The 24185-nt window shown below is 68.6% G+C and carries 19 protein-coding genes, 2 pseudogenes and 2 riboswitches; of the genes and pseudogenes, 15 read left to right on the forward strand and 6 right to left on the reverse strand.

The genetic code is table 11. From position 1 onward, the window contains the following. Positions 1 to 47: 47 nt before the first annotated feature. Positions 48 to 110: riboswitch (glycine riboswitch) on the reverse strand. A 4-nt stretch (positions 111 to 114) separates the two neighbouring features. Further along, positions 115 to 207, reverse strand: a riboswitch (glycine riboswitch). 178 nt (positions 208 to 385) lie between these two features. Further along, the gene (gene gltX / locus EV657_RS12860) at positions 386 to 1711 is read right to left on the reverse strand and encodes a glutamate--tRNA ligase (protein ID WP_134078170.1); all 1326 of its coding nucleotides are present in this window, start codon (positions 1709 to 1711) and stop codon (positions 386 to 388) included. A 54-nt stretch (positions 1712 to 1765) separates the two neighbouring features. Between gltX and EV657_RS12865 the strand changes: the two genes are divergently transcribed. From EV657_RS12865 to EV657_RS12880, 4 genes and pseudogenes are all read left to right on the forward strand, one after another. Beyond that, positions 1766 to 2176 carry a metallopeptidase family protein gene (locus EV657_RS12865; RefSeq protein WP_134078172.1) on the forward strand — a complete coding sequence of 137 codons (411 nt, stop codon included), beginning with the start codon at positions 1766 to 1768 and terminating at the stop codon, positions 2174 to 2176. 174 nt (positions 2177 to 2350) lie between these two features. Next, the gene (locus EV657_RS12870; RefSeq protein ID WP_134078174.1) at positions 2351 to 3271 is read left to right on the forward strand and encodes an MBL fold metallo-hydrolase; all 921 of its coding nucleotides are present in this window, start codon (positions 2351 to 2353) and stop codon (positions 3269 to 3271) included. Positions 3272 to 3320: 49 nt separating this feature from the next. After that, positions 3321 to 3656: pseudogene (locus tag EV657_RS12875) on the forward strand (integrase core domain-containing protein); the annotation flags it as partial. A 210-nt stretch (positions 3657 to 3866) separates the two neighbouring features. After that, positions 3867 to 4814: a 1-phosphofructokinase family hexose kinase gene (locus EV657_RS12880; RefSeq protein WP_113670463.1), complete on the forward strand. Its 948-nt coding sequence runs from the start codon at positions 3867 to 3869 to the stop codon at positions 4812 to 4814. A gap of 21 nt (positions 4815 to 4835) precedes the next feature. Here EV657_RS12880 and wrbA read toward each other — a convergent pair whose 3' ends face one another. Further along, positions 4836 to 5429, reverse strand: a complete 594-nt coding sequence (gene wrbA / locus EV657_RS12885; RefSeq protein ID WP_113670445.1) for an NAD(P)H:quinone oxidoreductase type IV — start codon at positions 5427 to 5429, stop codon at positions 4836 to 4838. A gap of 154 nt (positions 5430 to 5583) precedes the next feature. Beyond that, on the reverse strand, positions 5584 to 7245 hold the full coding sequence (locus EV657_RS12890; protein ID WP_134078175.1) for an NAD+ synthase: 1662 nt from the start codon (positions 7243 to 7245) through the stop codon (positions 5584 to 5586). A 143-nt stretch (positions 7246 to 7388) separates the two neighbouring features. Between EV657_RS12890 and EV657_RS12895 the strand changes: the two genes are divergently transcribed. Then, complete coding sequence (locus EV657_RS12895; protein ID WP_081382082.1) at positions 7389 to 8861, forward strand: MORN repeat-containing protein; 1473 nt, start codon at positions 7389 to 7391, stop codon at positions 8859 to 8861. A 246-nt stretch (positions 8862 to 9107) separates the two neighbouring features. On the opposite strand, the pseudogene EV657_RS12900 reads toward EV657_RS12895, so the two are convergent. Beyond that, positions 9108 to 9901 (reverse strand): annotated as a pseudogene (locus EV657_RS12900) (transposase); the annotation flags it as partial. A gap of 339 nt (positions 9902 to 10240) precedes the next feature. Here EV657_RS12900 and EV657_RS12905 point away from each other — a divergent pair. The 7 genes from EV657_RS12905 (at position 10241) to EV657_RS12935 (ending at position 18620) form a co-directional block, all read left to right on the forward strand. Then, a complete protein-coding gene (locus EV657_RS12905) occupies positions 10241 to 11800 on the forward strand; it encodes a 2-isopropylmalate synthase (RefSeq protein WP_134078177.1) in 1560 nt (519 codons plus the stop codon). A gap of 251 nt (positions 11801 to 12051) precedes the next feature. Then, entirely contained in the window at positions 12052 to 13089 is a 1038-nt protein-coding gene (locus EV657_RS12910; RefSeq protein ID WP_075786827.1) for a rod shape-determining protein, read from the forward strand. 58 nt (positions 13090 to 13147) lie between these two features. After that, a complete protein-coding gene (gene mreC, locus EV657_RS12915; RefSeq protein WP_113670447.1) occupies positions 13148 to 14071 on the forward strand; it encodes a rod shape-determining protein MreC in 924 nt (307 codons plus the stop codon). After that, positions 14064 to 14603: a rod shape-determining protein MreD gene (locus EV657_RS12920; RefSeq protein WP_134078179.1), complete on the forward strand. Its 540-nt coding sequence runs from the start codon at positions 14064 to 14066 to the stop codon at positions 14601 to 14603. Before mreC ends, EV657_RS12920 begins: the two co-directional genes overlap by 8 nt. Beyond that, on the forward strand, positions 14600 to 16546 hold the full coding sequence (gene mrdA / locus EV657_RS12925; RefSeq protein WP_113670449.1) for a penicillin-binding protein 2: 1947 nt from the start codon (positions 14600 to 14602) through the stop codon (positions 16544 to 16546). The genes EV657_RS12920 and mrdA overlap by 4 nt, the downstream gene beginning before the upstream one ends. Beyond that, the gene (gene rodA / locus EV657_RS12930) at positions 16543 to 17688 is read left to right on the forward strand and encodes a rod shape-determining protein RodA (protein ID WP_075786831.1); all 1146 of its coding nucleotides are present in this window, start codon (positions 16543 to 16545) and stop codon (positions 17686 to 17688) included. The genes mrdA and rodA overlap by 4 nt, the downstream gene beginning before the upstream one ends. Next, positions 17688 to 18620, forward strand: a complete 933-nt coding sequence (locus EV657_RS12935) for a 2-hydroxyacid dehydrogenase (protein WP_134078180.1) — start codon at positions 17688 to 17690, stop codon at positions 18618 to 18620. Before rodA ends, EV657_RS12935 begins: the two co-directional genes overlap by 1 nt. A 192-nt stretch (positions 18621 to 18812) precedes the next feature. Here EV657_RS12935 and EV657_RS12940 read toward each other — a convergent pair whose 3' ends face one another. Together EV657_RS12940 and EV657_RS12945 are read right to left on the reverse strand one after the other, a co-directional pair. Beyond that, positions 18813 to 19619 (reverse strand): SseB family protein, encoded by an 807-nt coding sequence (locus EV657_RS12940; RefSeq protein ID WP_113670451.1) that lies wholly within the window; start codon positions 19617 to 19619, stop codon positions 18813 to 18815. Further along, the gene (locus tag EV657_RS12945) at positions 19616 to 20218 is read right to left on the reverse strand and encodes a uracil-DNA glycosylase family protein (RefSeq protein ID WP_113670452.1); all 603 of its coding nucleotides are present in this window, start codon (positions 20216 to 20218) and stop codon (positions 19616 to 19618) included. The genes EV657_RS12940 and EV657_RS12945 overlap by 4 nt, the downstream gene beginning before the upstream one ends. Positions 20219 to 20548: 330 nt before the next feature. Between EV657_RS12945 and EV657_RS12950 the strand changes: the two genes are divergently transcribed. The 3 genes from EV657_RS12950 (at position 20549) to EV657_RS12960 (ending at position 24185) form a co-directional block, all read left to right on the forward strand. After that, positions 20549 to 21823 (forward strand): Na+/H+ antiporter NhaA, encoded by a 1275-nt coding sequence (locus EV657_RS12950; RefSeq protein ID WP_113670453.1) that lies wholly within the window; start codon positions 20549 to 20551, stop codon positions 21821 to 21823. Positions 21824 to 21946: 123 nt separating this feature from the next. Beyond that, on the forward strand, positions 21947 to 22606 hold the full coding sequence (locus tag EV657_RS12955; RefSeq protein ID WP_134078182.1) for an ABC transporter ATP-binding protein: 660 nt from the start codon (positions 21947 to 21949) through the stop codon (positions 22604 to 22606). A gap of 235 nt (positions 22607 to 22841) precedes the next feature. Continuing rightward, positions 22842 to 24185, forward strand: a complete 1344-nt coding sequence (locus EV657_RS12960; RefSeq protein ID WP_243837594.1) for a KpsE/RkpR family capsule polysaccharide export protein — start codon at positions 22842 to 22844, stop codon at positions 24183 to 24185.

Here is a 24185-nt window from a genome sequence, read left to right on the forward strand (position 1 = left end):
ATCGCGGCATCGCGGACGCCCCCCATGGACGTCCCCTCCGATGCCCCCTCTGTCCCTTCGCCTGAGATCGCTATCCCTTCGGCGGACGCCTCGCGCGCCTCTCTCCAGAGTCCGTGTCCGTCCGCGGTCCTTGCTGCCTGAGAGTTTACCGGGGCGGTTGCTCCTTCGGCACCGGCGACAAGCGCCGGATTCTCCCGGGGACGGATGCCGCGAGACGTAGATCATGCGTCGTTTTCCGGCAAGGGCCGTTCTGGCGGACCCTGTCCGAAAGCGGCTGGACGACGAAAGAAAAGGGGCCCGGCAGGGGCCCCTCGCGCAAACTTCCGGAAGGTCTCGTGACCGAAGCCGGTCGAATTTTCCGCGACCGGTGCCCGGACGGGCGCGCCTAGCCCGGTTTCTTCTGCAGAAGCGGCAACAGATCGCCCATTTCGGGGCCTTTGGCCCGGCCGGTCACGGCCTTGCGCAGCGGCATGAAAAGCCCCTTGCCCTTGCGGCCCGACTGCGCCTTCACCTCGGCCGTCCAGGCGCCCCAGGTCGCGTCGTCATAGGGCGGCTCGGGCAGCAGCGCGAACGCCTCGGTCACGAAGGCGCGGTCTTCCTCGTCGACCAGCGGTTCGGCGCCGTTGCGGCACAGCGCCCACCAGCCCGGCAGGTCGCGCCGGGTGACGATGTTCTCGCGCATCACCTGCCAGAACCGTTCGGCCAGATCGTCCGGCACGCCCACCGCCGCGATCTCGTCCTTCACCGCCGCGAAGGGCAGCCCGTGCAGATGCCGGGCGGTCAGCGGGAACAGGTCGTGTTCGTCGAATTTCGTCGGCGCCGCGCCGAAGGTACCGATATCGAAGCCCTCGATCAGCTCGTCGAGGCTGCCCGCCAGTTCGACCGGCTGCGACGAGCCCAGCCGCGCCATCAGCGACAAAAGCGCCATCGGCTCGATCCCCTGTTCGCGCAGATCGCGCAGCGACAGATGCCCCAGCCGCTTGGACAGCGCCTCGCCCTGGGCGCCTGTCAGCAGCGAATGGTGGGCAAAGCGCGGCGCGGTGCCGCCGACCGCCCCGATGATCTGGATCTGGGTCGCGGTGTTGGTGACGTGATCCGACCCGCGCACGATATAGGTCACGCCCATGTCGACATCGTCGACCACCGAGGCGAAGGTATACAGCACCTGCCCGTCGCCGCGGATCAGCACCGGGTCCGAGACGCTGGCCGCGTCGATCGAGATGTCACCGAGAATTCCGTCGGTCCAGTCGATCCGCTCGCGGTCGAGCAGGAAACGCCAATGCCCGGGACGCTCGGCCCGAAGCGCGGCCTTCTCGTCCTCGGACAGCTCCAGCGCGGCACGGTCATAGACCGGCGGCTTGCCCATGTTCAGCTGCTTCTTGCGCTTCAGATCCAGCTCGGTCGGGGTCTCGAAACATTCGTAAAGCCGCCCCGAGGCGCGCAGCTCGGCGGCAACCTCCGCATAGCGGTCGAGCCGCGCCGATTGCTGTTCTTCGCGGTCCCAACTGAAGCCCAGCCATTCGAGGTCCTCGCGGATGCCGTCGATATATTCCTGCTTGGACCGTTCGGGGTCAGTATCGTCGAAGCGCAGGATGAAGGTGCCGCCGGCCTTGCGGGCGATCATGTAGTTGAACAACGCGGTGCGCAGGTTGCCCACATGGATGTAGCCGGTGGGCGACGGCGCGAAACGGGTGACGGTGGTCATGGGCATTCTCCTTGCGCGCCCGCTCTTCCACACCGACGCCGTTTTGTCCATATCGGGCCCATGACAGACCCGATCCGCCACGGCCTTCCGCCCTCGCTCGACGACATTGCCGACATCGCCGCGGCCGCCCGCGACGCTTTGCCCGAACCGTTCCGCGGCCCCGCCCGCGCGGTGGCGATCCGGGTCGAGGATCTGGCCCCCGACGAGATGCTGGACGAGCTTGACATCGACAGCCCGTTCGAGCTGACCGGGCTTTACGACGGCATCCCGCTGACCGAGAAATCGGTGATGGACCAGCCCGACCGGCCCGACACGATCTGGCTGTTCCGCCGCGCCATCCTCGACGAATGGGTCGAGCGCGAGGAGGTGACCCTGACCGAACTGGTCACCCATGTGCTGATCCACGAGATCGCGCATCATTTCGGCTGGTCCGACGACGACATCGCCTCGATCGACCCCTGGTGGGAATGATCCGCCCCGGTGCCTCCTTGCCGCAGGGCGCGCCCGCCCGCGATCCTGTCCACGGCTCGCGCCGTCGTGACATGACCGTGACATGGTCGTGACATGGCTAGGCGGCGGATCGCGCCTATCCTTCCCCGCAGGGAAGATCCGGCCGCGTGCCGGACCAGCAGAGGGAGACCCGCGATGACCGAGATGACCCGCCGCCACGCGCTTCTGGCCGGGGCCGCGCTGCCGCTTTGCGCGGCCGCCGCCCCGCCGGCCCGGGCCGCCGCCCCGATGATGGGCCCGGCCCGGCCGCCCTTCAACCGGTTCACGCTGGGCGCGTTCGAAGTGACGACGATCCTTGCCGGAACCCGCACCGTGCCCGACCCGCAGACGATCTTCGGACTGAATGTCGAACCCGAACGATTCGCCGCCGTGTCCGAGGCGGCGATGATCCCGGCCGACAGGGCGCAGTTCTTCTTTACCCCGACCGTGGTCAATACCGGATCCGAGCTGATCCTCTTCGATACCGGGCTTGCGCCCCAGGGCACCGTCGCCGCGCTGGCGGCCGCGGGCTACACTCCCGACCAGATCGACACCGTTGTCATCACCCATATGCATGGCGACCATATCGGCGGGCTGATGGAGGACGGGGCCGAGACCTTTTCCAAGGCCCGCTACGTCACCGGCGCGGTCGAGTTCGACGCCTGGGACATGTCGGGCGACGAAGGCTTCGAGGCCAAGGTGCGGCCGCTGGCCGACAAGACGCGCTTTCTCGACGATGACGGCGAGGCCGCGCAGGGTGTCACCGCCGTCGCGGCCTTCGGCCATACGCCGGGGCACATGGCTTACCGGCTGGAAAGCGAGGGCAAGGCGCTGCTGATCGGCGCCGATTTCGCCAATCACTATGTCTGGTCGCTGGCCCATCCCGACTGGGAGGTGCGCTATGACCGCGACAAGGCGGCGGCGGCGGCCACCCGCCGGCGGCTTCTGGACATGCTGGCGGCCGAACGGATGCCCTTCATCGGCTATCACATGCCGTTCCCGGCGCTGGGCTATGTCGAGGCGTTGGCCGACGGCTATCGCTATATGCCCGCCAGCTATCAGATGATGCTGGACTAGGTGTTCCATCCCGGATGATCACATGGCCCCCCGTCGGTCTGCCCTGTTCATGGCAAGATCGCTTCTGCGCGAGGTCCGGGATGGAGGGCGGAGGTGCCGATCTCTCTTCACAAGCAGGCGACGACGACACCCAGTATCCGGGCGGCGATCCAGGCGCGCTGCAACCGGACAGCACGCGTTTGATCTGCTCTGCACGGACCTTGGCATCGAACATCGCCTCGCGCTTCCGATGCGGCCGCAGGCGAACGGCATGGCCGAGCGGTTCAACGGCCGGATAGGGGGCGTGCTCCAGAGCCATCGCTTCCACAGCGGCGAGGACCTCGAGAAAACTATCCTGCGCTGCGTGCACCTCTGCAACAGCCAGCTGCCGCAATCGGCCCTGAAGGCCAGAACACCGGTCGACGCCCTCAAGGACTGGCAAGGTCAACGGCCCGAACGCTTCAGGAAGCGGGTCTGCAATCACGCGGGATGTGACAGCTGGGCGGCAGGCAGAAGGTCGTTGCGGCCCGGACGGCCGAGGTGCCCGGAAACGGGCTTGGCCTCGCGCGGCGGGGGTGGCACTCTCGCGGCGCGAATGCCAAGGACCATCCCACCCATGCACGATATCCTGACCGTCACGCTCAACCCGACCGTGGACCTGTCGACTTCGGTCGCCCATGTCGTGCCCGGCGACAAGCTGCGCTGTGCCCCGCCGGTGACCGATCCGGGCGGCGGCGGCATCAACGTGTCGCGCGCGATCCGGCTTCTGGGCGGCGAAAGCCGCGCGCTGGTGGCGCTGGGCGGCCATAACGGCGACAAGCTGCGGGCGCTGCTGGAACATGAGGGCATCCGGCTCATTCCGCTGGTGGCGCCGGGCGAGACCCGGATGAGCCTTGCCGTCACCGACAGCACCTCGGGCGAGCAGTTCCGCTTCGTGCTGCCGGGGCCGATCTGGAACGAGGCCGGGCTGAAGGCCACGCTGGCGGCGGTGACGACGGCGGTGCCCGAGGCGGGCTATGTCGTGATCTCGGGCAGCCTGCCCCGCGGCCTGCCCGAGGATTTCACCGAACGGGTCTGCGCCAAGATCGGGTCACGCGGCGCGCGCGTCCTCGCCGACACCTCGGGCCCGGCCCTGACCCGGCTGGCCGAGGCGCGGGATGCGGTGCCCTATGTGCTGCGCATGGACGGGCTCGAGGCCGAGGAGCTGGCCGGGCGCGCCCTGCCCGACCGCAAGGACAGCGCCGATTTCGCCTCGGAACTGGTGGCGCGGGGCGTGGCCTCGATCGTGGTGATCGCGCGGGGCGCGGAGGGCAACGTGCTGGCGGCCGAGGGGCTGAGGCTGCATGTGGCGGCGGCCAAGGTGCCGGTGCGCTCGCTGGTGGGGGCGGGCGACAGCTTCGTCGGCGCCTTCGTGCTGGCGCTGGCGCGCGGCGCCGAGCTGGCCCGCGCGCTGCAATGGGGTGCTGCGGCCGCCAGCGCGGCGGTGATGACCGATGCCACCGCGCTGTGCACCCGCGAGGATACCGAGGCGCTTCTCGACCGCTGCCCCGTCACCGAGATCTGAGCGCCGCCGGGCGCCGCGCGGTCAGGCGATCAGCTTGCCGGCGACCTCGACCAGCCGCCGGGCCTGATGAGCAACCGCGGCCTTGCCGGCGTCGTCGAATTCTCCCGCCTTGGCGGAATATCCATAGGGATTGCCCCCGGCCGCTGTGACGGTGTCGTCGGTGAAGCCCGGCGGCACCAGGATCGAGCCCCAATGCATGAAGGTCGGGTACAGCGTCAGCAGCGTCCCTTCCTGACCGCCATGCAGGTTCATCGCGCTGGAGGTGGCGGTCACGGCCTTGTTGGCCAGCTTGCCCTGTTGCCAGACCGGCCCGAGCGTGTCGATGAAGGCGCGCAACTGGCTGGCCGCGACACCGAACCGGGTGGGCGTCGAGAAGAAGAAGGCGTCGGCCCAGGCCAGGTCCTCGGGCGTGGCCTCGGGAATATGGGCCATCTTCTCGGCCTGGGCGGCCCAGGCCTCCTGCCCCTTGACGACCTCTTCGGGCGCGGTCTCGGCCACCCGACGAAGGCGCACTTCGGCCCCCGCGGCGGCAGCGGCCTCGGCGGCGGCCTCGGCGATCTGGTGGTTGGTTCCGTAGGTCGAATAGAAGATCACGGCGACTTTGGGTTGGGCCATGGCGGGTCCCTCCGGTCAGGTTGCAGTCAGGTGGTTCTGCGTCCTGAGATATGGGGCGGGCGCCTTGGGTCCAGTCGCCACAGGCGCAGGGCATCCGCGCGGCGCGGCACGGAACGACCGGGCGCGATTTTTCTGCGAAAAATCGGGGTCCCGTTCAGGACGGGTCGCGCCAGCGGTTGACGATGGGATAGCGCCGGTCGAGCCAGAATGCCCGCGGCGTCAGACGGGCTCCGGGAGCCGACTGGAAACGTTTGTATTCGCTGATGTAAAGCAGATGCTCCACCCGCTTCACCGTCTCTTCGTCAAACCCTTCCGCGACGAGATCCGATACCGACAGGTCCTCGTCGACCAGCGCCTCGAGGATCCGGTCGAGCACCGGATAGGGCGGCAGGCTGTCCTCGTCCTTCTGATCGGCCCGCAGTTCCGCCGAGGGCGGCTTCTCGATCACCCGGGGCGGGATCACCTCGCCCGCCGGTCCCTTCATCCAGGGCCGGTGATGGGCGTTGCGCCAGCGGCAGGTCTCGAAGACGCGGGTCTTGTAGAGATCCTTGATCGGATTGTAGCCGCCAGCCATGTCGCCATAGATCGTGGCATAGCCGACCGCCACTTCCGACTTGTTGCCGGTGGTCAGGAGCATTGCGCCGAACTTGTTCGAGATCGCCATCAGGATCAGCCCGCGCAGCCTCGACTGCACGTTCTCTTCGGTGATGCCGGGCGCGGTGCCTTCGAAAAGCGGGCCGAGCGCCTCGCCGACGGCCGCCTGCGGCCCCGAGATCGGCACTTCGTCGAGCCGGCAGCCCAGCGCCGTCGCCACCGCCGCCGCATCCTCGAGCGACGCGGCCGAGGTGAACTCCGAAGGCAGCATCACGCAATGGACGTTCTCGGGCCCCAGCGCATCGGCCGCGATCGCCGCGACCAGCGCCGAGTCGATCCCGCCAGACAGCCCCAGCACCACCTTCGAGAACCCGCTTTTCACGACATAGGCGCCAAGCCCGGTCACCATCGCGCGGTAGTCCTGTTCCCAGGCATCGGGCAGCGGGGCAAGCGAGCCCGGCCCGGCGCGCCAGCCCTCGGGCGTGCGGCGAAACTCGACATGGGTCAGCGCCTCGTCCAGCACCGGCATCTGCAGCGCCAGCGCCCCGCCCGGGTTCAGCACGAACGACCCCCCATCGAAGACCTGGTCGTCCTGCCCGCCCACGAGGTTGAGATAGACCAGCGGCAGCCCGGTCTCGACGACGCGCGCGACCATGATGGTCTTCCGCTGGTCGAGCTTGCCGCGATGATAGGGCGAGCCGTTCGGCACCAGCAGGATCTCGGCCCCGGTCTCGGCCAGGGCCTCGGTCACGTCCTCGTACCAGGCATCCTCGCAGATCGGCGTGCCGATCCGCAGCGGCCCGATCCGGTAGGGGCCGCTGATCGGCCCGCTGCGATAGACACGCTTTTCGTCGAAGACCTCGTCATTGGGCAGATGATGCTTGAGGATGCGGGCCGCGATCCGGCCGCCCTCGCAGATGAGATAGGCGTTGTAGCGCCCCTCATCATCCGCGACCGGCGCCCCGATCCCAAGCGCAGGCCCGACGGCGCAATCGCGCGCCAGTGCCTCGAGATGGGCGGCCACATCGGCGAGGAAGGCGGGCTTCAGCACCAGATCCTGCACCTGATAGCCGGTCAGGAACATCTCGGGCAGCGCCACCATGTCGGCGCCCGCGTCGCGCCCGGCCGCCCAGGCGGCGCGTGCCTTGGCGGCATTCTCGGCCAGCGCCCCGACCGTCGGGTCGAGCTGGGCCAGGGTCAGGCGGAACCGGTCGTCGGCCATGAAAGTCCTCGTCGCGTCCTGTTCCGCCTCTTAGCAGACTGACGGCCAAGTGAAAGACATCGGGTGGTGAAAAGCGTTGTAAGCCCGCCGAGGCTCCACTAGGGTTTCCGCGCTTTCAAAGAGAACCGCGACACGGCAGGGCGATGGGGGCTCGGGTGCAGAAAACAGGCAGGATCACGGCGCGTCTGGCTTTGGTCGCGGCGCTGGCCGCGGGCGGAACCGCTCTGGCCCAGGACAGCGGCGATGTCGTCACCAAGCAATACGACAATGGCGGCATCTACGAGGGCACCTTCAAGAACGGCAAGCAGGACGGCACCGGCACCTACCGGCTGCCCAATGGCTACGAATATTCGGGCCAGTGGGTCGACGGCCGGATCGAGGGCACCGGCATCGCGCGGCTCGTGAACGGGTCGGTCTACGAGGGCCAGTTCAGGGACGGCAAGCCCGAGGGGACCGGCAAGATCACCTTCGCCGATGGCGGCACCTACGAGGGCGAATGGCAGGACGGCAAGATCACCGGCACCGGGGTCGCGGTCTATGCCAACGGGGTGCGCTACGAGGGCGAATTCCGCAACGCGGTCCATCACGGCATCGGCAAGATGACCAGCCCCAACGGCTATGTCTACGAGGGCACCTGGGTCAACGGCGTCAAGGACGGCAAGGGCAGGATCGCCTATCCGGGCGGGCGCGTCTATGAAGGCGAGATGTCCCAGAACCAGCGGTCCGGCAAGGGCACGCTGACCACCCCCGAGGGGCTGAGCTATTCCGGGTCCTGGAAGGATGGCGAGATGAACGGTCTCGGCACCCTGACCCAGCCCAACGGCGACATCTACGAGGGCCTCTTCGTCAATGGCGAGCGGCACGGCACCGGCAAGGTCACCTTCGCCAATGGCGACGTCTACGAGGGCGAGTACCGCAACGACAAGCGCCACGGCAAGGGCACGCTGACCGGCGCCGACGGCTATCGCTACGAGGGCGAATGGGTCGCGGGCCGGATCGAGGGGCTGGGCAAGCTGACCTATCCCGACGGCGCGGTCTACGAGGGTCAGTTCCGGGCCGATCTTCCCGACGGCACCGGCAAGGTCACCTATGCCGACGGCTCGACCTATGAGGGCGAATGGACCGGGGGCGTGATCGGCGGCGCGGGCAAGGCCACCTTCCCCAACGGGCTGGTCTACGAGGGCCAGTTCAAGGATGCCGCCTATGACGGCACGGGCACGATGACCCATGCCGGCGGCTACAGCTATACCGGCGACTGGATGGGCGGGCTGCGCCATGGCGAGGGCACCGCGACCTATGCCGACGGCTCGGTCTATTCGGGCAGCTTCGTCAAGGGCCAGCGCGAGGGTCAGGGCACGATCACCATGCCCGACGGGTTCAGCTATACCGGCGGCTGGAAGGCCGGAAAGTTCGACGGCCGCGGCCGCGCCACCTATGCCAATGGCGACATCTACGAGGGCATGTTCTCGGATGGCCGCTACGAGGGCGAGGGCGTGATGAAATACTCGGATGGCGAGATCCGCTCGGGCACCTGGACCAACGGGGTGCTGACGACGGCGCCCGCGGGCGCGGCAGACCGCCCCGAGGCGGCCAGCGCCCCGCCGCCCGCCGACTGAGCCCCCGCGCCTCCGAACGCCGAGCGCGGGCCACATCCCCCCGTCGAAGGTCAGCGAGGCGACCTTCTGCGGCTTGCGGTTGATCCGGCCGGGCATTGTTGCCGAAAGGCGGCCCGAGGCGTGACTTTCCCTTTCCCCTTTCCCCTCCAGGTTCAGGCCACGCGGACGCTTTCGGCGGTGCCGGAGCGTTGAGACGGCTGATGAATGAGCCATGTCGCGCCATTGGTCCGAGCGGCAATGGCGAATGACGCGGATGTGGATTTCGGCGGTTTGGCGGTCCGGATCGATCGCGGCGATGCGCTCTCCGAAGGAACTGGGGGCCGAGCCGGTTCAGCGCCACCGGTCCGAGCGAACCGGCGCGGGCATCTTTGCCTCGGCGCGACTTCGGGCGTGGTATCCTGTCCGCCGCGTCCGGAACGCCCTGCCACGGGACCGCGTGGCGCGCAGGGTTTCGTTGCGGGGCAAGCCGATATCCGCCATCTGTCCGGGAGCAGAGCCGAGCCGGCAGGGCAGTCCTCTGTCCATGGCCGGCCGTTTTTCCGGACCGGGATGATCGCCGTGGCGCCGCGCAGGATGATGGCGCTGTGACCGCGTCGAGTGCCGCAAGCGCCGTCCGCGGTCACGGTGCCGATATCCTCGGCCTGGGGGATCCGGTCGGGCAAGTCCGGCGATGAGGCGGATCGGAAAACGGTCCGGGGGATCGTTTTCCCGAGGAAGGGGGTGTCGTCTTCCCGGCCGGCTGTGCCGGGGCCGAGAGCGTCGGCGCGGATGTCCGAAGCGGCGGCATCCCTGGCCAGAGGCACCTTGCGCCATTGGCGGCGGGCCTGAACGCCATGCTTGCGGGCCTGCCCGTTCGGTTCATCGGGCTTACGCGGCCCGGCTGGGGCCCCGGTCCCGCTTCACCCGAGGAACTCGATCGCGGTGCTGTCCACCGGCAGGTTCGGCGGCCCCTCGGCGCGGCGCCATGCACCATTCACGCTCCTCCGGCAAGGCCCCGGGCCGGGCGCCCTCCTCCTCCGACGGCAACTCGTCCCGACCTCGGCCGATGACATGTTCAATTTTCAGAATTCACGCCGTAACGGAAATCTCCATGTCATATTCCATCGCTTTCCGCCGGGCGGACCGGGCTGCGGCCAGACCGCGCGGCGGGTCCCGCGAAAGACCCTTCCCCTGCGCGACCGAGCCGCTTATACTTCCGCCCATGGAACGCCACGGACATATTGCGATCATTACCGCGCAGCCTGCGCGGACGCTGTCCCTCGGCCTTCTTCTTCTCCTTAGCCGCCTCTGAGCGTGCCGGACAGGCGCGACCGCTCAGAGGGTATCTTCCGCGCCGCATTCCCCCGAAGGCTAAGGCTAAAGACAAGAGAGATTCTGCCATGACCGAGAGCTCGCACCAGGACCGCGTCCTGATTTTCGACACCACCCTGCGCGACGGCGAACAAAGCCCCGGCGCCACCATGACCCATGACGAAAAGCTGGAAATCGCGGCGATGCTCGACGAGATGGGCGTCGACATCATCGAGGCGGGCTTCCCGATTGCCTCGGAAGGCGATTTCGAGGCGGTGCGCGACATCGCGAAGAATTCGCGCAACGCAGTGATCTGCGGGCTGGCCCGCGCCCAGTTCCCCGATATCGACCGCGCCTGGGAAGCGGTCCAGCATGCCGCCCGGCCGCGCATCCACACCTTCATCGGCACCTCGCCCCTGCATCGCGACATCACCAAGCTGACGCAGGACGAGATGGTCGAGCGGATCGAGGCGACCGTGGCCCATGCCCGCAATCTCTGCGACAACGTGCAATGGTCGCCGATGGACGCGACCCGGACCGAGCACGATTACCTCTGCCGCGTGGTCGAGACCGCGATCAGGGCGGGCGCGACCACGATCAACATCCCCGACACCGTGGGCTATACCGCGCCGCGCGAAAGCGCGAAACTGATCGAGATGCTGCTGGAGCGCGTGCCCGGCGCCGATCAGATCGTCTTTGCCACGCACTGCCACAACGATCTGGGCATGGCGACGGCGAACGCGCTGGCGGCGGTCGAGGCGGGCGCCCGGCAGATCGAATGCACCATCAACGGGCTTGGCGAACGCGCGGGCAATACCGCACTGGAAGAGGTGGTGATGGCGCTGAAGGTGCGCAACGACATCATGCCCTTCCAGACCGGCATCGACACCACCCGGATCATGGGGCTGAGCCGCAAGGTCGCGACCGTCTCGGGCTTTCCGGTGCAGTTCAACAAGGCCATCGTCGGCAAGAACGCCTTCGCGCATGAATCCGGCATCCACCAGGATGGCGTGCTGAAGAATGCCGAGACCTTCGAGATCATGCGCCCCGCCGATATCGGGCTCAATGCCACCAACCTGGTGATGGGCAAGCATTCGGGCCGCGCCGCGCTGCGCTCGAAGATGAAGGAGCTGGGCTTCGATCTGGGCGACAACCAGCTGAAGGATGTCTTCGTGCGGTTCAAGGCGCTCGCCGACCGCAAGAAGGAGGTCTATGACGACGACCTGCTGGCGCTGATGCGCGACAGCGATCTGGATGCCGAGCATGACCGCATCCAGGTCAAGTTCCTGCGGGTGATCTGCGGCACCGAGGCGCCGCAATCGGCCGACCTGATCCTCTCGGTCGACGGGGTCGAGCACCGGGTCACGGCGCAGGGCGACGGGCCGGTCGACGCCACCTTCGCCGCGGTCAAGCAGCTGGTCGAGCATCACGCCCATCTGGAGCTTTACCAGGTGCATGCGGTGACCGGCGGCACCGACGCCCAGGCCACGGTCAGCGTGCGCCTGTCGGAGGACGGCAAGATCGCGACCGGCCAGGCCTCGGACACCGATACCGTGGTGGCCAGCGCCAAGGCCTATGTGAACGCCCTGAATCGGCTGATGGTCCGGCGCGAGAAGACCAAGCCCGAAGGGAACCTGGCCGCGATCTGATCCGCAGCCCCGCTGCCGGGGTGGCGCGCGCTGCGCCCTGCCCCGGTGGCTTTATGTTCGAAAACTGAGACTTTGAGCCGCACGAACGCGGGAATTTCCCATTACAAATGTTCGATAGGTGAAAGCGGCGGAAAGGCGCTTCCACCCCGTAGAATGCGCCCTTTACCGCCCCGCCGCCGACCGCCTATAACGTGGGCCGGTCCCGGTGGCTGACTCGCGGACCCTGACTTTCAATTGCGGGACCCCACGACATGGCAGGATTTGGCGGATTGTTCTCGTCGGACATGGCGATCGACCTCGGCACGGCGAACACGCTCGTCTATGTCAAGGGACGCGGCATCATCCTCAACGAGCCCTCGGTGGTGGCCTTCCACGTCAAGGACGGGCGCAAGCAGGTGCTGGCCGTCGGCGAGGACGCCAAGCTGATGCTGGGCCGCACACCCGGGTCCATCGAGGCGATCCGGCCGATGCGCGAAGGCGTGATCGCCGATTTCGACGTGGCCGAAGAGATGATCAAGTATTTCATCCGCAAGGTCCACAAGCGCACCACCTTCACCAAGCCCAAGATCATCGTCTGCGTCCCCCATGGCGCGACCCCGGTCGAGAAACGCGCGATCCGCCAGTCGGTGCTGTCGGCGGGCGCCCGCCGCGCCGGCCTGATCGCCGAGCCCATCGCCGCGGCCATCGGCGCGGGCATGCCGATCACCGATCCGACCGGGTCCATGGTCGTCGATATCGGCGGCGGCACCACCGAGGTCGCGGTGCTCAGCCTGGGCGACATCGTTTATGCGCGCTCGGTCCGCGTCGGCGGCGACCGGATGGATGACGGCATCATCAACTACCTGCGCCGCCAGCAGAACATCCTGATCGGCGAGGCCACGGCCGAACGCATCAAGACCTCGATCGGCTCGGCGCGGATGCCCGATGACGGACGCGGCGCGGTCATGCATATCCGGGGCCGCGACCTGTTGAACGGAGTGCCGAAAGAAATCGAGATCAACCAGGCCCAGATCGCCGAGGCGCTGGCCGAACCTGTTCAGCAGATCTGCGAGGCGGTGATGACCGCGCTTGAGGCGACGCCGCCCGATCTGGCGGCCGACATCGTCGACCGCGGCGTGATGCTGACGGGCGGCGGCGCGCTTCTGGGCGAGCTGGACCTTGCGCTGCGCGAGCAGACGGGGCTTGGAATTTCGGTCGCCGACGAGTCACTCAATTGTGTGGCGCTGGGGACCGGCAAAGCGCTGGAATACGAAAAACAGCTCCGGCATGTGATAGATTACGAGAGCTGAGCCCGGCCTGACACCGGCATGACACCGGCAGGCCGCGCGTGCCGCAAGCGAGGCTGACTTGGCCGCAGATCGCAACACCCAGATCGACTATGCCCGCCCGATCCGCCGCATCCTGATCGGCGGGACGGTTTTCGTCCTGATGGCGCTGTTCGTGCTGTGGCGGATCGACAGCCCCAGGGTCGAGCGCATGCGCGCCGCGCTGATCGACCGTGTGATCCCCGGTTTCGACTGGGCGATGGCGCCGATCACCAAGGGCGCCGAGCTGGTCGAGGGCTTTCAGTCCTATGCCCGTCTCGCCGAGCAGAACCAGGAGCTGCGCCGCGAGCTGCGGCAGATGAAGGCCTGGAAAGAGGCGGCGCTGCAGCTGGAACAGGAAAACGCCAAGCTTCTGGACCTGAACAATGTGCGGCTCGATCCAAGCCTGACCTATGTGACGGGCGTGGTGATGGCCGATAGCGGATCGCCCTTCCGCCAGTCGGTGCTGCTGAATGTGGGGGCGCGCGACGGCATTCTCGACGGCTGGGCCACCACCGACGGGCTGGGGCTTGTCGGCCGGATCTCGGGCGTGGGCGAGACCACGGCGCGGGTCATCCTGCTGACCGATTCCAACAGCCGCGTACCGGTCACGATCCAGCCCTCGGGCCAGCGCGCGATCCTGGCAGGCGACAACTCGACGGCGCCGGTGCTCGACTTCGTCGAGGACCCGGCCGTGGTGCGGCCCGGCGACCGGGTGGTGTCCTCGGGCGATGGCGGGGTGTTTCCGGCGGGGCTTCTGGTCGGCCATCTGGCGCTTGGGCGCGACCAGCGGCTGCGGGTGCGGCTGGCCGCCGAATACGACCGGCTGGAATTCCTGCGGGTGCTCAGAAGCCACGCCAACGAAGTGATCCGCGATCCCGGCGCACTGGTGATCCCGGCCCCGGTGGGGCCGCAGCCGATGCCCGCCCCGGCGGCCGATGCGGGCGGAGAGCCCGGCAATGGTTGACCCGACAACGCTGGACCGCTGGCTGTATCGGCTGATCTTCCTGGGCCTCGCGGTGCTGACGGTCTTCGTGATGATCCTGCCGCTGGAAACCCGCCCGGGCCGCCTGCCCGCCCCCGACTGGATGCTGTGCCTGACGCTGGCCTGGCTGCAGCGGCGCCCCGACTACCTGCCGCCCTGGCTGATCGCGGGCGTCTTCCTGATGCTCGACATGCTGCTGATGCGCCCGCCGGGGCTGATGACCGCCCTTGTGCTGGTCGGGTCCGAATTCATGCGCGCGCGCCAGCAGGTCTCGGTCGAGACGGCCTTCGGCCCGGAATGGCTGCTGACCGGGGGCACGATCTTCGCGATTTACCTGGCCGACGGGCTGGTTCTGGCGCTGTTCTCGGTACCCGAGGCCGATTTCGGGCGGCTGATATTCCTCGCGCTGGTGACGGCGCTGGTCTATCCGCTGGTCGCCCTGGCCTCGCGCTATGCGCTGGGGGTGTGCCGGGTCACGCCGGGCGATCTGGACCCGAGGGGGCTGAACCGATGAAGCGGTCGCAACGCGAGGCCGAGGAAAGCAGCCGCCGGATCGGCCGGCGGACGCTGGTGCTGGGCGGGGCCCAGGCGCTGTTTGCCGGGGTGCTGGCGCTGAGGATGCGGCAGTTGCAGGTGACCCAGGCCGACGAGTTCCGCCTGCTGGCCGAAGAGAACCGGATCAACATCCGCCTGATCCCGCCCGCGCGCGGCATCCTCTACGACCGCCAGGGCCATGTGATCGCCGAGAACGAGCAGAATTACCGGATCGTCATCGTGCGCGAGGATGCGGGCGATCCCGAACAGGCGCTGGCGCGGCTGACCCGGCTGGTGCGGCTGGACGACGAGACCGTCGAACGCGCGCTGAAGGAGATCCGCCGCCACAGCCCCTTCGTGCCGGTGACCATCGCCGACCGGATGCGCTGGGAAGAGGTTGCAGGCGTCGCGGTCAACGCGCCGGTCCTGCCCGGCATCACGCCCGAGGTCGGGCAGTCGCGGCACTATCCGATGGGGCCCGATTTCGCCCATGTGGTGGGCTATGTCGGGCCGGTGTCGGACTATGACCTGTCGAAGCTCGAGGACCCCGACCCGCTGTTGCAGATCCCGCGGTTCCAGATCGGCAAGACCGGGGTCGAGGCCAAGGAAGAAGAGCTGTTGCGCGGCAAGGCCGGCACCCGCCGGATCGAGGTCAATGCCGCGGGCCGGGTGATCCGCGAGCTGGACCGGATCGACGGCCAGCCGGGTTCGGACCTGCAGCTGACCATCGACGCCGGGCTGCAGAACTTCATGCAGGCCCGGCTGGGCGAGGAAAGCGCCGCCGCCGTGGTGCTGGACATCGAGCATGGCGACGTGCTGGGCATCGCCTCGTCGCCAAGCTTCGACCCGAACAAGTTCGTGCAGGGCATCTCGGTCGCCGATTACCGGGCGCTGACAGGCACGCCCTTCCGGCCGCTGTCGAACAAGGCGGTGCAGGGCGCCTATCCGCCGGGCTCGACCTTCAAGGTCGTGACCGCGCTGGCCGCGCTGGAAGCCGGGGTCATCACGCCCGAGGACACGGTCTGGTGCCCGGGCTACCTCAAGCTTGGCGAACGGCGGTTCCATTGCTGGAGCCGCGGCGGGCATGGCCATGTCAACCTGACCGAGAGCCTGCAGCAATCCTGCGACGTCTACTATTACGACGTCGGGCAACGCGTCGGCATCGACAATATCGCGGCGATGGCGCGCAAGCTGGGCCTTGGCGTACATCACGATCTGCCGATGTCGGCGGTGGCCGAGGGGCTGGCGCCGGACCGCGCCTGGAAGCGCGCGCGCTATGGCCAGGAGTGGCAGGTCGGCGACACGCTGAACGCCTCGATCGGCCAGGGCTACGTACTGGCGACGCCGCTGCAACTGGCGGTGATGTCGGCGCGGATCGCCAGCGGGCGGGCGGTGACGCCGCGGCTGGTGCGGTCGATCGACGGGGTCGAACAACCCTCGGGCGCGGGCGCGCCGCTGGACATTCATCCCGTGAACCTCGCCCGGATCCGCAAGGGCATGGATGCGGTGGTCAATTCGCGGCGCGGCACGGCGCATCGCTCGCGCGTCGTGGCCGAGGGCATGGCGATGGCGGGCAAGACCGGCACCAGCCAGGTGCGCAACATCACCGCCGCCGAGCGCGCGGCGGGCGTCTTCCGCAACGAGGATCTGCCCTGGGAGCGGCGCGACCATGCGCTGTTCGTGGCCTTCGCCCCGGTCGAGGCGCCCAAGGTCGCGGTCGCGGTCGTGGTCGAGCATGGCGGCGGCGGCTCGGCCGTGGCCGCGCCCATCGCCCGCGACATCACGCTGCGCGCGCTCTATGGCCGGGTGCCGCCGGGCGAGGCCTATCCCAGCGACCAGCGCTGGGAGGCCGAACGGCGCCTGAACGACTTGCCGCTGCGCGATCCCGGGTCGTTCGCGTCGGGCGGGAGGAGCCGGGCGTGAGCTATCTTGAATATAACGTCAAGCGCGTGCCGACCGGCCTGTCGAAGGTGCTGTATGTCAACTGGGCGCTGGTGCTGCTGCTGACGGCGGTGGCGGGCATCGGCTTCATGATGCTCTATTCGGTGGCGGGCGGGCGGCTGGAACCCTGGGCCGATCCGCAGATGAAGCGCTTTGCGCTGGGGATGACGGTGATGTTCGTCGTCGCCTTCGTGCCGATCTGGTTCTGGCGCAACATGGCGGCGCTGGCCTACGGGATTTCGGTCCTGCTGCTGGTCGCGGTCGATTTCTTCGGCACGGTCGGGATGGGCGCCCAGCGCTGGATCGATCTGGGGGTCTTCCGGCTGCAACCCTCCGAGCTGTCCAAGATCACGCTGGTGATGATGCTGGCCGCCTATTACGACTGGCTCGACATCCGCCATGTGTCGAAGCCGCAATTCGTGGCCTTGCCGCTTCTGCTGATCCTGTTGCCGACGGCGCTGGTGCTGAAGCAACCCGATCTGGGCACAGCACTTCTGCTGATCGCGGGGGGCGGGATCATCATGTTTCTGGCGGGGGTGCACTGGGCCTATTTCGCGGTGGTGGTCGCGGGGGGCGTGGGGCTCGTCTCGGCGGTCTTCGCCAGCCGGGGCACACCCTGGCAATTGCTGAAGGACTATCAGTTCCGCCGGATCGACACCTTCCTCGACCCGTCCTCGGACCCGCTGGGAGCGGGCTATCACATCACCCAGTCGAAGATCGCGCTGGGATCGGGCGGCTGGGCGGGCCGAGGCTTCATGCAGGGCACGCAGTCGCGGCTGAACTTCCTGCCCGAGAAGCATACCGATTTCATCTTCACCACGCTGGCCGAGGAGTTCGGCTTTATCGGCGGGATTTCCCTGCTGGCGCTTTATGTGCTGATCATCGTCTTCTGCATCTCGTCGGCGATGCAGACCAGGGACCGGTTCTCGTCGCTGCTGACGCTGGGGATCGCGGCGACCTTCTTCCTGTTCTTCGCGGTCAACATGTCGATGGTGATGGGGCTGGCCCCGGTCGTGGGGGTGCCCTTGCCGCTGGTGTCCTATGGCGGATCGGCGATGCTGGTGCTGCTGGCGGCCTTCGGGCTGGTGCAGAGCGCACATATCCACCGGCCGCGGGGGCGCTGATGCCGAAGATCCTGTTCTCGGCACCGCCCGGGCTTTGGGCCGAGTATCGCGCGCCGCTGGCCCGCGCCTTCGAGGAGGCCGGGATCGCGGCCGAGGTGACGACCGAGACCGGCGATCCGGCGGCCATCGACTATGTGGTCTTCGCGCCGAGGGGCGGGATTTCGGATTTCACACCCTTTACCGGGGCCAAGGCGGTCCTGAGCCTCTGGGCCGGGGTCGAGACCGTGGTCGGCAACCCGACCCTGACCCAGCCGCTCTGCCGGATGGTCGATGCGGGCCTCGAGGAGGGCATGGTCGAATGGGTGACGGGCCATGTGCTGCGCCATCATCTGGGGATCGACCGCCACATTCGCGCGACCGCGCCGCACTGGGACAAGCACGTGCCGCCGCTGGCGCGCGACCGGATGGTCGCGGTGCTGGGCCTGGGCGAGCTGGGCCGGGCCTGTGCCGAGGCGCTGGCCGCGCTGAGGTTCCGGGTGCTGGGCTGGAGCCGCACGGCGCGGTCCGTAGTAGGGGTCGAGTGCCATCACGGCGCGGAGGGGCTGCGCCCGGTGCTGGAGCGGGCCGAGATCCTGGTGCTTCTGTTGCCCCGGACGCCCGAGACCGAGGGGCTGATCGACGCCGAGCGGCTGTCCTGGCTGCCCGAGGGGGCGGTTCTGCTCAATCCCGGGCGGGGGGCGCTTCTGGACGAGGCGGCGGTTCTGGCGGCGCTCGATGCCGGGCGGCTGGGCCATGCCACGCTGGACGTCTTCCGGGTCGAGCCGCTGCCGCCCGATCATCCGTTCTGGAGCCATCCGCGGGTCACGGTGACGCCCCATGTGGCCGCGGAAACCCGCCCTGCCTCGGCCGCGCGGGTGATCGCCGAGAATGTGCGCCGCGCGGAGGCGGGCGAGCCGCTTCTGTTCCGGGTCGACCGGGCGCGGGGGTATTGAGGGGCGTCAGGCCCGGGCGCTCCCGCCCCCGGCCTGCACAGGGCTTGCGCCCTGCTGGTCCGGCCTTGGGCCCGGCCGCGCGCTGGACGCGCGCGGCGCCTCCGGCGGGGGTATTTTCGCCAAGAAGAAGAGGCGGTTCGGCGCAGGCGGCCTAACGCAGGCGGGGGGCGCAGGCGGCCTAACGCAGTCGGCCTAACGCAGGCGGGGGGGCGCGTCGGGATCGGCGAGCGGGGTCAGGGTTTCGGGCGCGGGCTGGGGCAGCTCGATCCGGAGGCCGAGACGCGAGAGCCGGGCGGCCATCGGTGCCTGGGACGCGAAGAAGGCCAGATCGAGCGCGCCGCTGTCGAGGCCGCTGAAGCGGACGGCCTCGGAGACCGCGCGGGCGAGCGCGGGTTCGGCGCCCTCGGCCGGGTCGAGGAAGGCCAGAAGCAGCGTCGTCTCGCCCGCGGGGTGGCGGAGCCCGGCGAGCCAGGCGCAGGCGGCGAGCCCGGCCGCATCGGCGAGGCAGGTGTCGAGCGCGGCCAGAAGCGGCGCGGGCAGATCGCCCGGCGGGGTCAGCGCCTCGGGGACGAGGTCGAGCGGCTCGGGCGGCGCGGCCAGCATCCCGGCCCACCACTCGACCGCTGCGGCGGGCAGAAGCTCGCCCGCCCCGGTGCCGAGATCGACGCCGAGGCCGAGGCCGGTCCCGGCCAGCATCGCAGCCAGCGTCCGGCCCGGCATCGCCGCATAGGGCGAGGGCGTGCCGGTGAAATCGGTCAGCCTGCCCTCGTCGGCGAAGGCCAGCACGACGCGGCCCTCGTCGAGATCGAAGATGCGGGGCGCGATCCGGTCGTCCTCGGCGTCGCGGTCGAGCAGGAGCACCAGTTCGCTGGCGGCAAGGCGGCCGTAATAGGCCAGCCGCGGCCCCGGGTCGTCGGGCGCAGCGGTCATCGCGGCATGGGCGCGGTCGAGGGCCGCGGCGCGGCTGCGCGGCTGGGGGGCGGAAGTGTCGGCGGTCATGCGAGAACCTCGGCGACGCGCTGGCGGAGGGCGGGGATCAGCTCGGCCTCGTACCAGGGGTTGCGGTTGAGCCAGGCGGTATTGCGCCAGGAGGGATGTGGCAAGGGAAAGACTTGCGGCGCATGGGCGCGCCAGCCCGCGACGGTGGCGGTCACGCCCGGCCGGGCCGCGCGGCCGAGATGCCAGCGCTGGGCATAGCCGCCGATCAGCAGGGTCAGCGGCACCGGACCCAGCGCCGCGAGGACGGCGCGGTGCCAGGTCTTGGCGCAGAGCGGGGGCGGCGGCAGGTCGGCGCCCGCGCCGTCATAGCCCGGGAAACAGAAGGCCATCGGCAGCACCGCGACCCGGGAGAGGTCGTAGAAGGTTTCGGGGCCGATTCCCATCCAGGCGCGGAGCCGGTCGCCGGAGGGATCGAGGAAGGGCCGCCCGGCTTTGTGCACCCGAAGCCCCGGCGCCTGTCCGCAGACCAGCACCCGCGGGGCCGGGCCGAACCAGGGGACCGGGCGCGGCGCATGGGCGGTGGCGGTCGCGGCAAAGCGCCCGGCGCAGAGCCGGCAGGCCGCGATGCGGCCGCGCAGATCGTCGAGGGCGGCGGTCATGGGCCGGACCTAGGGCGAAACGGGCGGCCGCGCAATCGCGCTCGTGCCGGCTCCGCCCCGGGGCGCGGGTTCGGTCTTTGTGCCCCGGACGGGTCGGCGGGACTGCGTTTGAGGCGCGGCCGGGCAACGGCCGGGCGCGCCGTCGGCAGCGTGTCTGCGGGGCATCTGCCGAAGGGCGGGGGGGGGGACGGATCGGGGCACATTGCCCCCTGCGCGGCACCCGGCGGTCTTTGGCCGGGGACCAGCGGGCATATGACCGCAGGGCAGGTTGCCCATCGGAAAGGGTTCGATTAAGCCACGGCAAACGGAACGGAAGGGAATGACGGGGGAATGTACCGAGTCTGGAATTTCGTGACGGCCTATTCGCTGTTGCTGATCGGAGGCGCCGTCACGGCACTGGTCTGGGTCAATCTGCACCCGAATTCGTATCATGATTTCGTCGAATACGTTCTGATCGACGATTTTTTCATCGGTCATGCGCATGAGGTCGAGGGCCATGTCACCCGGACCCTGACCGTGCATTATCTGGTCAACGACCTGCTGATGGCCTTTTTCTTCGCCATCGCCGCCAAGGAGGTCTGGGAGGCGATCATCCTCCGGAACGGCTCGTTGCGGGGGCGGAAAGCCGCAACGCCGCTTTTCGCGACGCTGGGCGGAATGCTTGGCCCGATCGCGGTCTATCTGGGGCTGGCGGCGATCCTCGGCTCGACCACCTTCGATGCGGTGCATCGCGGCTGGGCGATCCCGACGGCGACCGATATCGCCTTTTCCTATCTGGTCGGCCGGATCGTCTTCGGGGCCGGGCATCCGGCGGTGCGGTTCCTGCTGCTGCTGGCGATCGCCGACGATGCGGCCGGACTGATCATCCTTGCGGTCTTCTATCCGTCGGGCGACCTGCAGCCCTTGTGGCTTCTGCTGTCGGGCGGGGCGGCGCTGGCGGTGTTCGTACTGTTCAACTGGCTGCCGCGGCGGCTGGACCGGGGCCGGCAGATGCGGCCGGTCTCGAGCTGGGTGCGGCGTTATCTGAACGTCTGGCCCTATGCGCTGGCCGGGGCGGCAAGCTGGTTCGGCTTTCAGGAGGCAGGCCTGCACCCGGCGCTGGGGCTGTTGCCGGTGGTGCCCGCGATCCCGCATGCGGATCGCGCCTTCGGCATCTTCTCCGAGGCCGAGCAGTACCTGACCGACCTGCTGAACCATATCGAGCACAATCTGAAGGTGCCGGTCGAGATCGTCCTGTTCTTTTTCGGGCTCTGCAATGCGGGGGTCGAGTTCTCGTCGATCGGGGTGCCGACCTGGCTGGTCTTCCTCGGGTTGCTGATCGGCAAGCCGGTGGGGGTGCTGGTCTTCGGCTGGATTGCCGCGCGGGGGCTGCGGCTGGGCCTGCCGCAGGGCATGCGCACCGCCGATCTGCTGGTGGTCGGCTGCGTCGCGGCCATCGGCTTTACGGTGTCGCTGTTCATCGCGTCGGTCGCCTTCAACTCGGGCATCACGCTCGACGGCATCGACGTGCAGGAAGCCGCCAAGATGGGCGCCCTCTTCAGTTTCGCCGCCGCCCTGATGGCCATCGGCGCGGGCAAGCTGATGCGTGTGCAGAAGCGCGACTGACCGCTTCGGCAGCCGGGATCGTCCCCGGCTGCCGGAAATATTCTGGCCCTGATCGTCCTTTACGCTTCGATCTGGAAACAATTCTGGACCGTCGCCCCCTTTGGGCGCGCGGCCTATCGGGGCATGCTGGAGTTCATCGAGGTCAGCAAAGGCCACTGGACCGGCAAGCAGCGCAAGGTGATCCTTGAGCGCGTCTCGTTCCGCGTCGAACTGGGCCACTCGCTGGGCGTGCTGGCTCCGAATGGCACCGGAAAGATCACGCTGATCAACATGATGGCGGGGATCGAGAAGCCCGACGAAGGGCGGATCAAGCGCGATTGCCGGATCTCGTTTCCGCTGGGCTTCATGGGCGGCGTGGTCAACCGCCACAGCGGCACCGAGAACGCCCGTTATATCGTCCGGCTGTCCGGGCTCGACCCCGACTATGTCGAGGCGTTCTCGCGCCGGCTGTGCGGGATCGGCGAATATTACGACATGCCGGTCGGCACCTATAGCCAGGGCATGCGGGCGCGGTTCCCCTATTCGCTGATGCTGGCGCTCGACTTCGACATCGACCTGATCGACGAGGGCATGCCCGCGACCACCGATGTCGAGTTCAACCGCCGCGCCGGGGCGATCCTGCGCGAGCGGCTGGAAACCGCCACGGTCGTGAGTGTCTCGCACCAACCTCGGACGCTTGAGAAGTTCTGCCGCTCGGCCGCGGTGCTGAGGGATGGCCAGTTGCATCTGTTCGATAGCCTGAAAGAGGCAAGATCCCTTTGTGACCACCAAAGCCAAGGCTAGGACGTTCAACACCCGTACCGCCGAGGCCGTGCTGGCCGCGGCAGCACGCGCCCGCGCCGCCCGGAGCGAACGGGCATCGGCGGGATCTGCCGCCCCGGCTCTGGAGGCCCCTGTCCCCGCCCGTGCCCCTGCCCCCGTCCCCGCCCCTTCCCCCGTCCCTGCCTTCGCCGACAGAATCCCGCTTGGGGAGATCGAGCAGATCCGCCGCGAAGGGCTGTCCGGCAGGGAATTGCGCATGGCCCGCCGCATCGCGCAAAAGCAGGGCCTGTCGATCACCTCGGATTTCGACGCCATCCGGCAGCGTCGCAGCCGCGGGATCGACCGGTTCAGCCGCAACTCCGTGCTGAATTTCGGCGAGGCCCGGCCCATCGCGCCCGGGGCGCCCGGGGCCAACGACCCTGCCGCTCGGGCGGGTGCCACGCCCGGCCCCGCCATGGCCCCCGGCGCGCAGGCCGCCCCTGCCGCTCCTGCCCCGGCACCGGGTCCTGCCGCGCTGACTTCGCCCGCCGCCGAACGCGCCCGCGCGGTCAGCGACATCCAGCGCGACATCGCCCACCGGCGCCGCCGGGCGTTGACCATGCTGACGGCGCGGCTGTCGGTTTTCGTGGTCCTGCCCACCGCGCTGGCGGGCTATTACGTCTTCGCGGTGGCGACGCCGATGGAGGCCACGCCGCCGGAATTCGTGATCCAGCAGGCCAACTCGCCCAGCGGCGGCGGGCCGGGCAGCCTGTTCCAGGGCGGCAGCCTCGCGATGCAGCAGGATTCGATCGCAGTCCAAAGCGATCTGCAATCGCGCGATGCGATGCTGCGCCTCGACGAGGATCAGGGGATTCGCGCGCATTTCAGCCAATCCTCGATCGACCCGACCGAGGGCATCCTCAACAAGGAGGTTCTGGCCGCCGACCCGCAGGTCTCGGCCGCATTCTCGAAGGCGCTGATTTCCTATGCCGAGGACCGGATCGACGGCCTGACCCAGCGCCTGCGCGAGAATCAGATGGCGGGCGCCCGGCAAAGCCAGGATACGGCCGAAGCGCGCGTGGCCGAGGCTCAGAACCGGGTGCTGCCACTGCAGGAAAAGCTGGGCGTGATCGACCCTGCCGGCGAAACCGCCGCGCTGATGGGCCAGATCAATACCTTCGAGATCGAACTCCGGCACAAGCGGCTGGAATTGCAGCAGCTTCTGGACAATGCCACGCCCAATGCCGCGCGCGTCTCGGGCGTCGAGGGCGACATCCGCCGACTGGATGCCATGGTGCGCGAGCTGCGCGCGGTACTGACCGAGGGCAGTTCCAGCGGCGGCTCGCTGGCCCGGGTCTCGGCCGAGTTGCGGATCGCCGAGGCCGATCCGGGCAACCGCCAGCTGTTGCTGCAGCAGACGCTGGAACAGCTTGAAACCGCCCGGATCGAGGCCAACCGTCAGGTCCGCTACCTGTCGCTCGGGGTCAGTCCGGTCGCGCCCGACAAGGCGGCCTATCCGCGCGCCGTCGAAAATACCGCGCTTGCCCTTTTGATCTTCGGCGGCATTTACCTCATGATCTCGCTGACCCTGTCCATCCTTCGCGAACAAGTATCAGCCTGA

This window comes from Rhodovulum visakhapatnamense (assembly GCF_004365965.1).
Classification (GTDB): Bacteria; Pseudomonadota; Alphaproteobacteria; order Rhodobacterales; family Rhodobacteraceae; genus Rhodovulum; species Rhodovulum visakhapatnamense.

Bases quoted from the DNA above. Each gene is read 5' to 3' on its own strand.
- EV657_RS12935 (WP_134078180.1), top strand. From the start codon at position 17,688: ATGCCGAAGATCCTGTTCTCGGCACCGCCCGGGCTTTGGGCCGAGTAT.
- EV657_RS12920 (WP_134078179.1), top strand. From the start codon at position 14,064: ATGGTTGACCCGACAACGCTGGACCGCTGGCTGTATCGGCTGATCTTC.
- wrbA (WP_113670445.1), bottom strand. From the start codon at position 5,429: ATGGCCCAACCCAAAGTCGCCGTGATCTTCTATTCGACCTACGGAACC.
- EV657_RS12895 (WP_081382082.1), top strand. From the start codon at position 7,389: ATGGGGGCTCGGGTGCAGAAAACAGGCAGGATCACGGCGCGTCTGGCT.
- EV657_RS12905 (WP_134078177.1), top strand. From the start codon at position 10,241: ATGACCGAGAGCTCGCACCAGGACCGCGTCCTGATTTTCGACACCACC.
- mrdA (WP_113670449.1), top strand. From the start codon at position 14,600: ATGAAGCGGTCGCAACGCGAGGCCGAGGAAAGCAGCCGCCGGATCGGC.
- EV657_RS12880 (WP_113670463.1), top strand. From the start codon at position 3,867: ATGCACGATATCCTGACCGTCACGCTCAACCCGACCGTGGACCTGTCG.
- EV657_RS12945 (WP_113670452.1), bottom strand. From the start codon at position 20,218: ATGACCGCCGCCCTCGACGATCTGCGCGGCCGCATCGCGGCCTGCCGG.
- EV657_RS12950 (WP_113670453.1), top strand. From the start codon at position 20,549: ATGTACCGAGTCTGGAATTTCGTGACGGCCTATTCGCTGTTGCTGATC.
- EV657_RS12940 (WP_113670451.1), bottom strand. From the start codon at position 19,619: ATGACCGCCGACACTTCCGCCCCCCAGCCGCGCAGCCGCGCCGCGGCC.
- EV657_RS12960 (WP_243837594.1), top strand. From the start codon at position 22,842: ATGGCCCGCCGCATCGCGCAAAAGCAGGGCCTGTCGATCACCTCGGAT.
- EV657_RS12870 (WP_134078174.1), top strand. From the start codon at position 2,351: ATGACCGAGATGACCCGCCGCCACGCGCTTCTGGCCGGGGCCGCGCTG.
- EV657_RS12955 (WP_134078182.1), top strand. From the start codon at position 21,947: ATGCTGGAGTTCATCGAGGTCAGCAAAGGCCACTGGACCGGCAAGCAG.
- EV657_RS12910 (WP_075786827.1), top strand. From the start codon at position 12,052: ATGGCAGGATTTGGCGGATTGTTCTCGTCGGACATGGCGATCGACCTC.
- gltX (WP_134078170.1), bottom strand. From the start codon at position 1,711: ATGCCCATGACCACCGTCACCCGTTTCGCGCCGTCGCCCACCGGCTAC.
- EV657_RS12890 (WP_134078175.1), bottom strand. From the start codon at position 7,245: ATGGCCGACGACCGGTTCCGCCTGACCCTGGCCCAGCTCGACCCGACG.
- EV657_RS12865 (WP_134078172.1), top strand. From the start codon at position 1,766: ATGACAGACCCGATCCGCCACGGCCTTCCGCCCTCGCTCGACGACATT.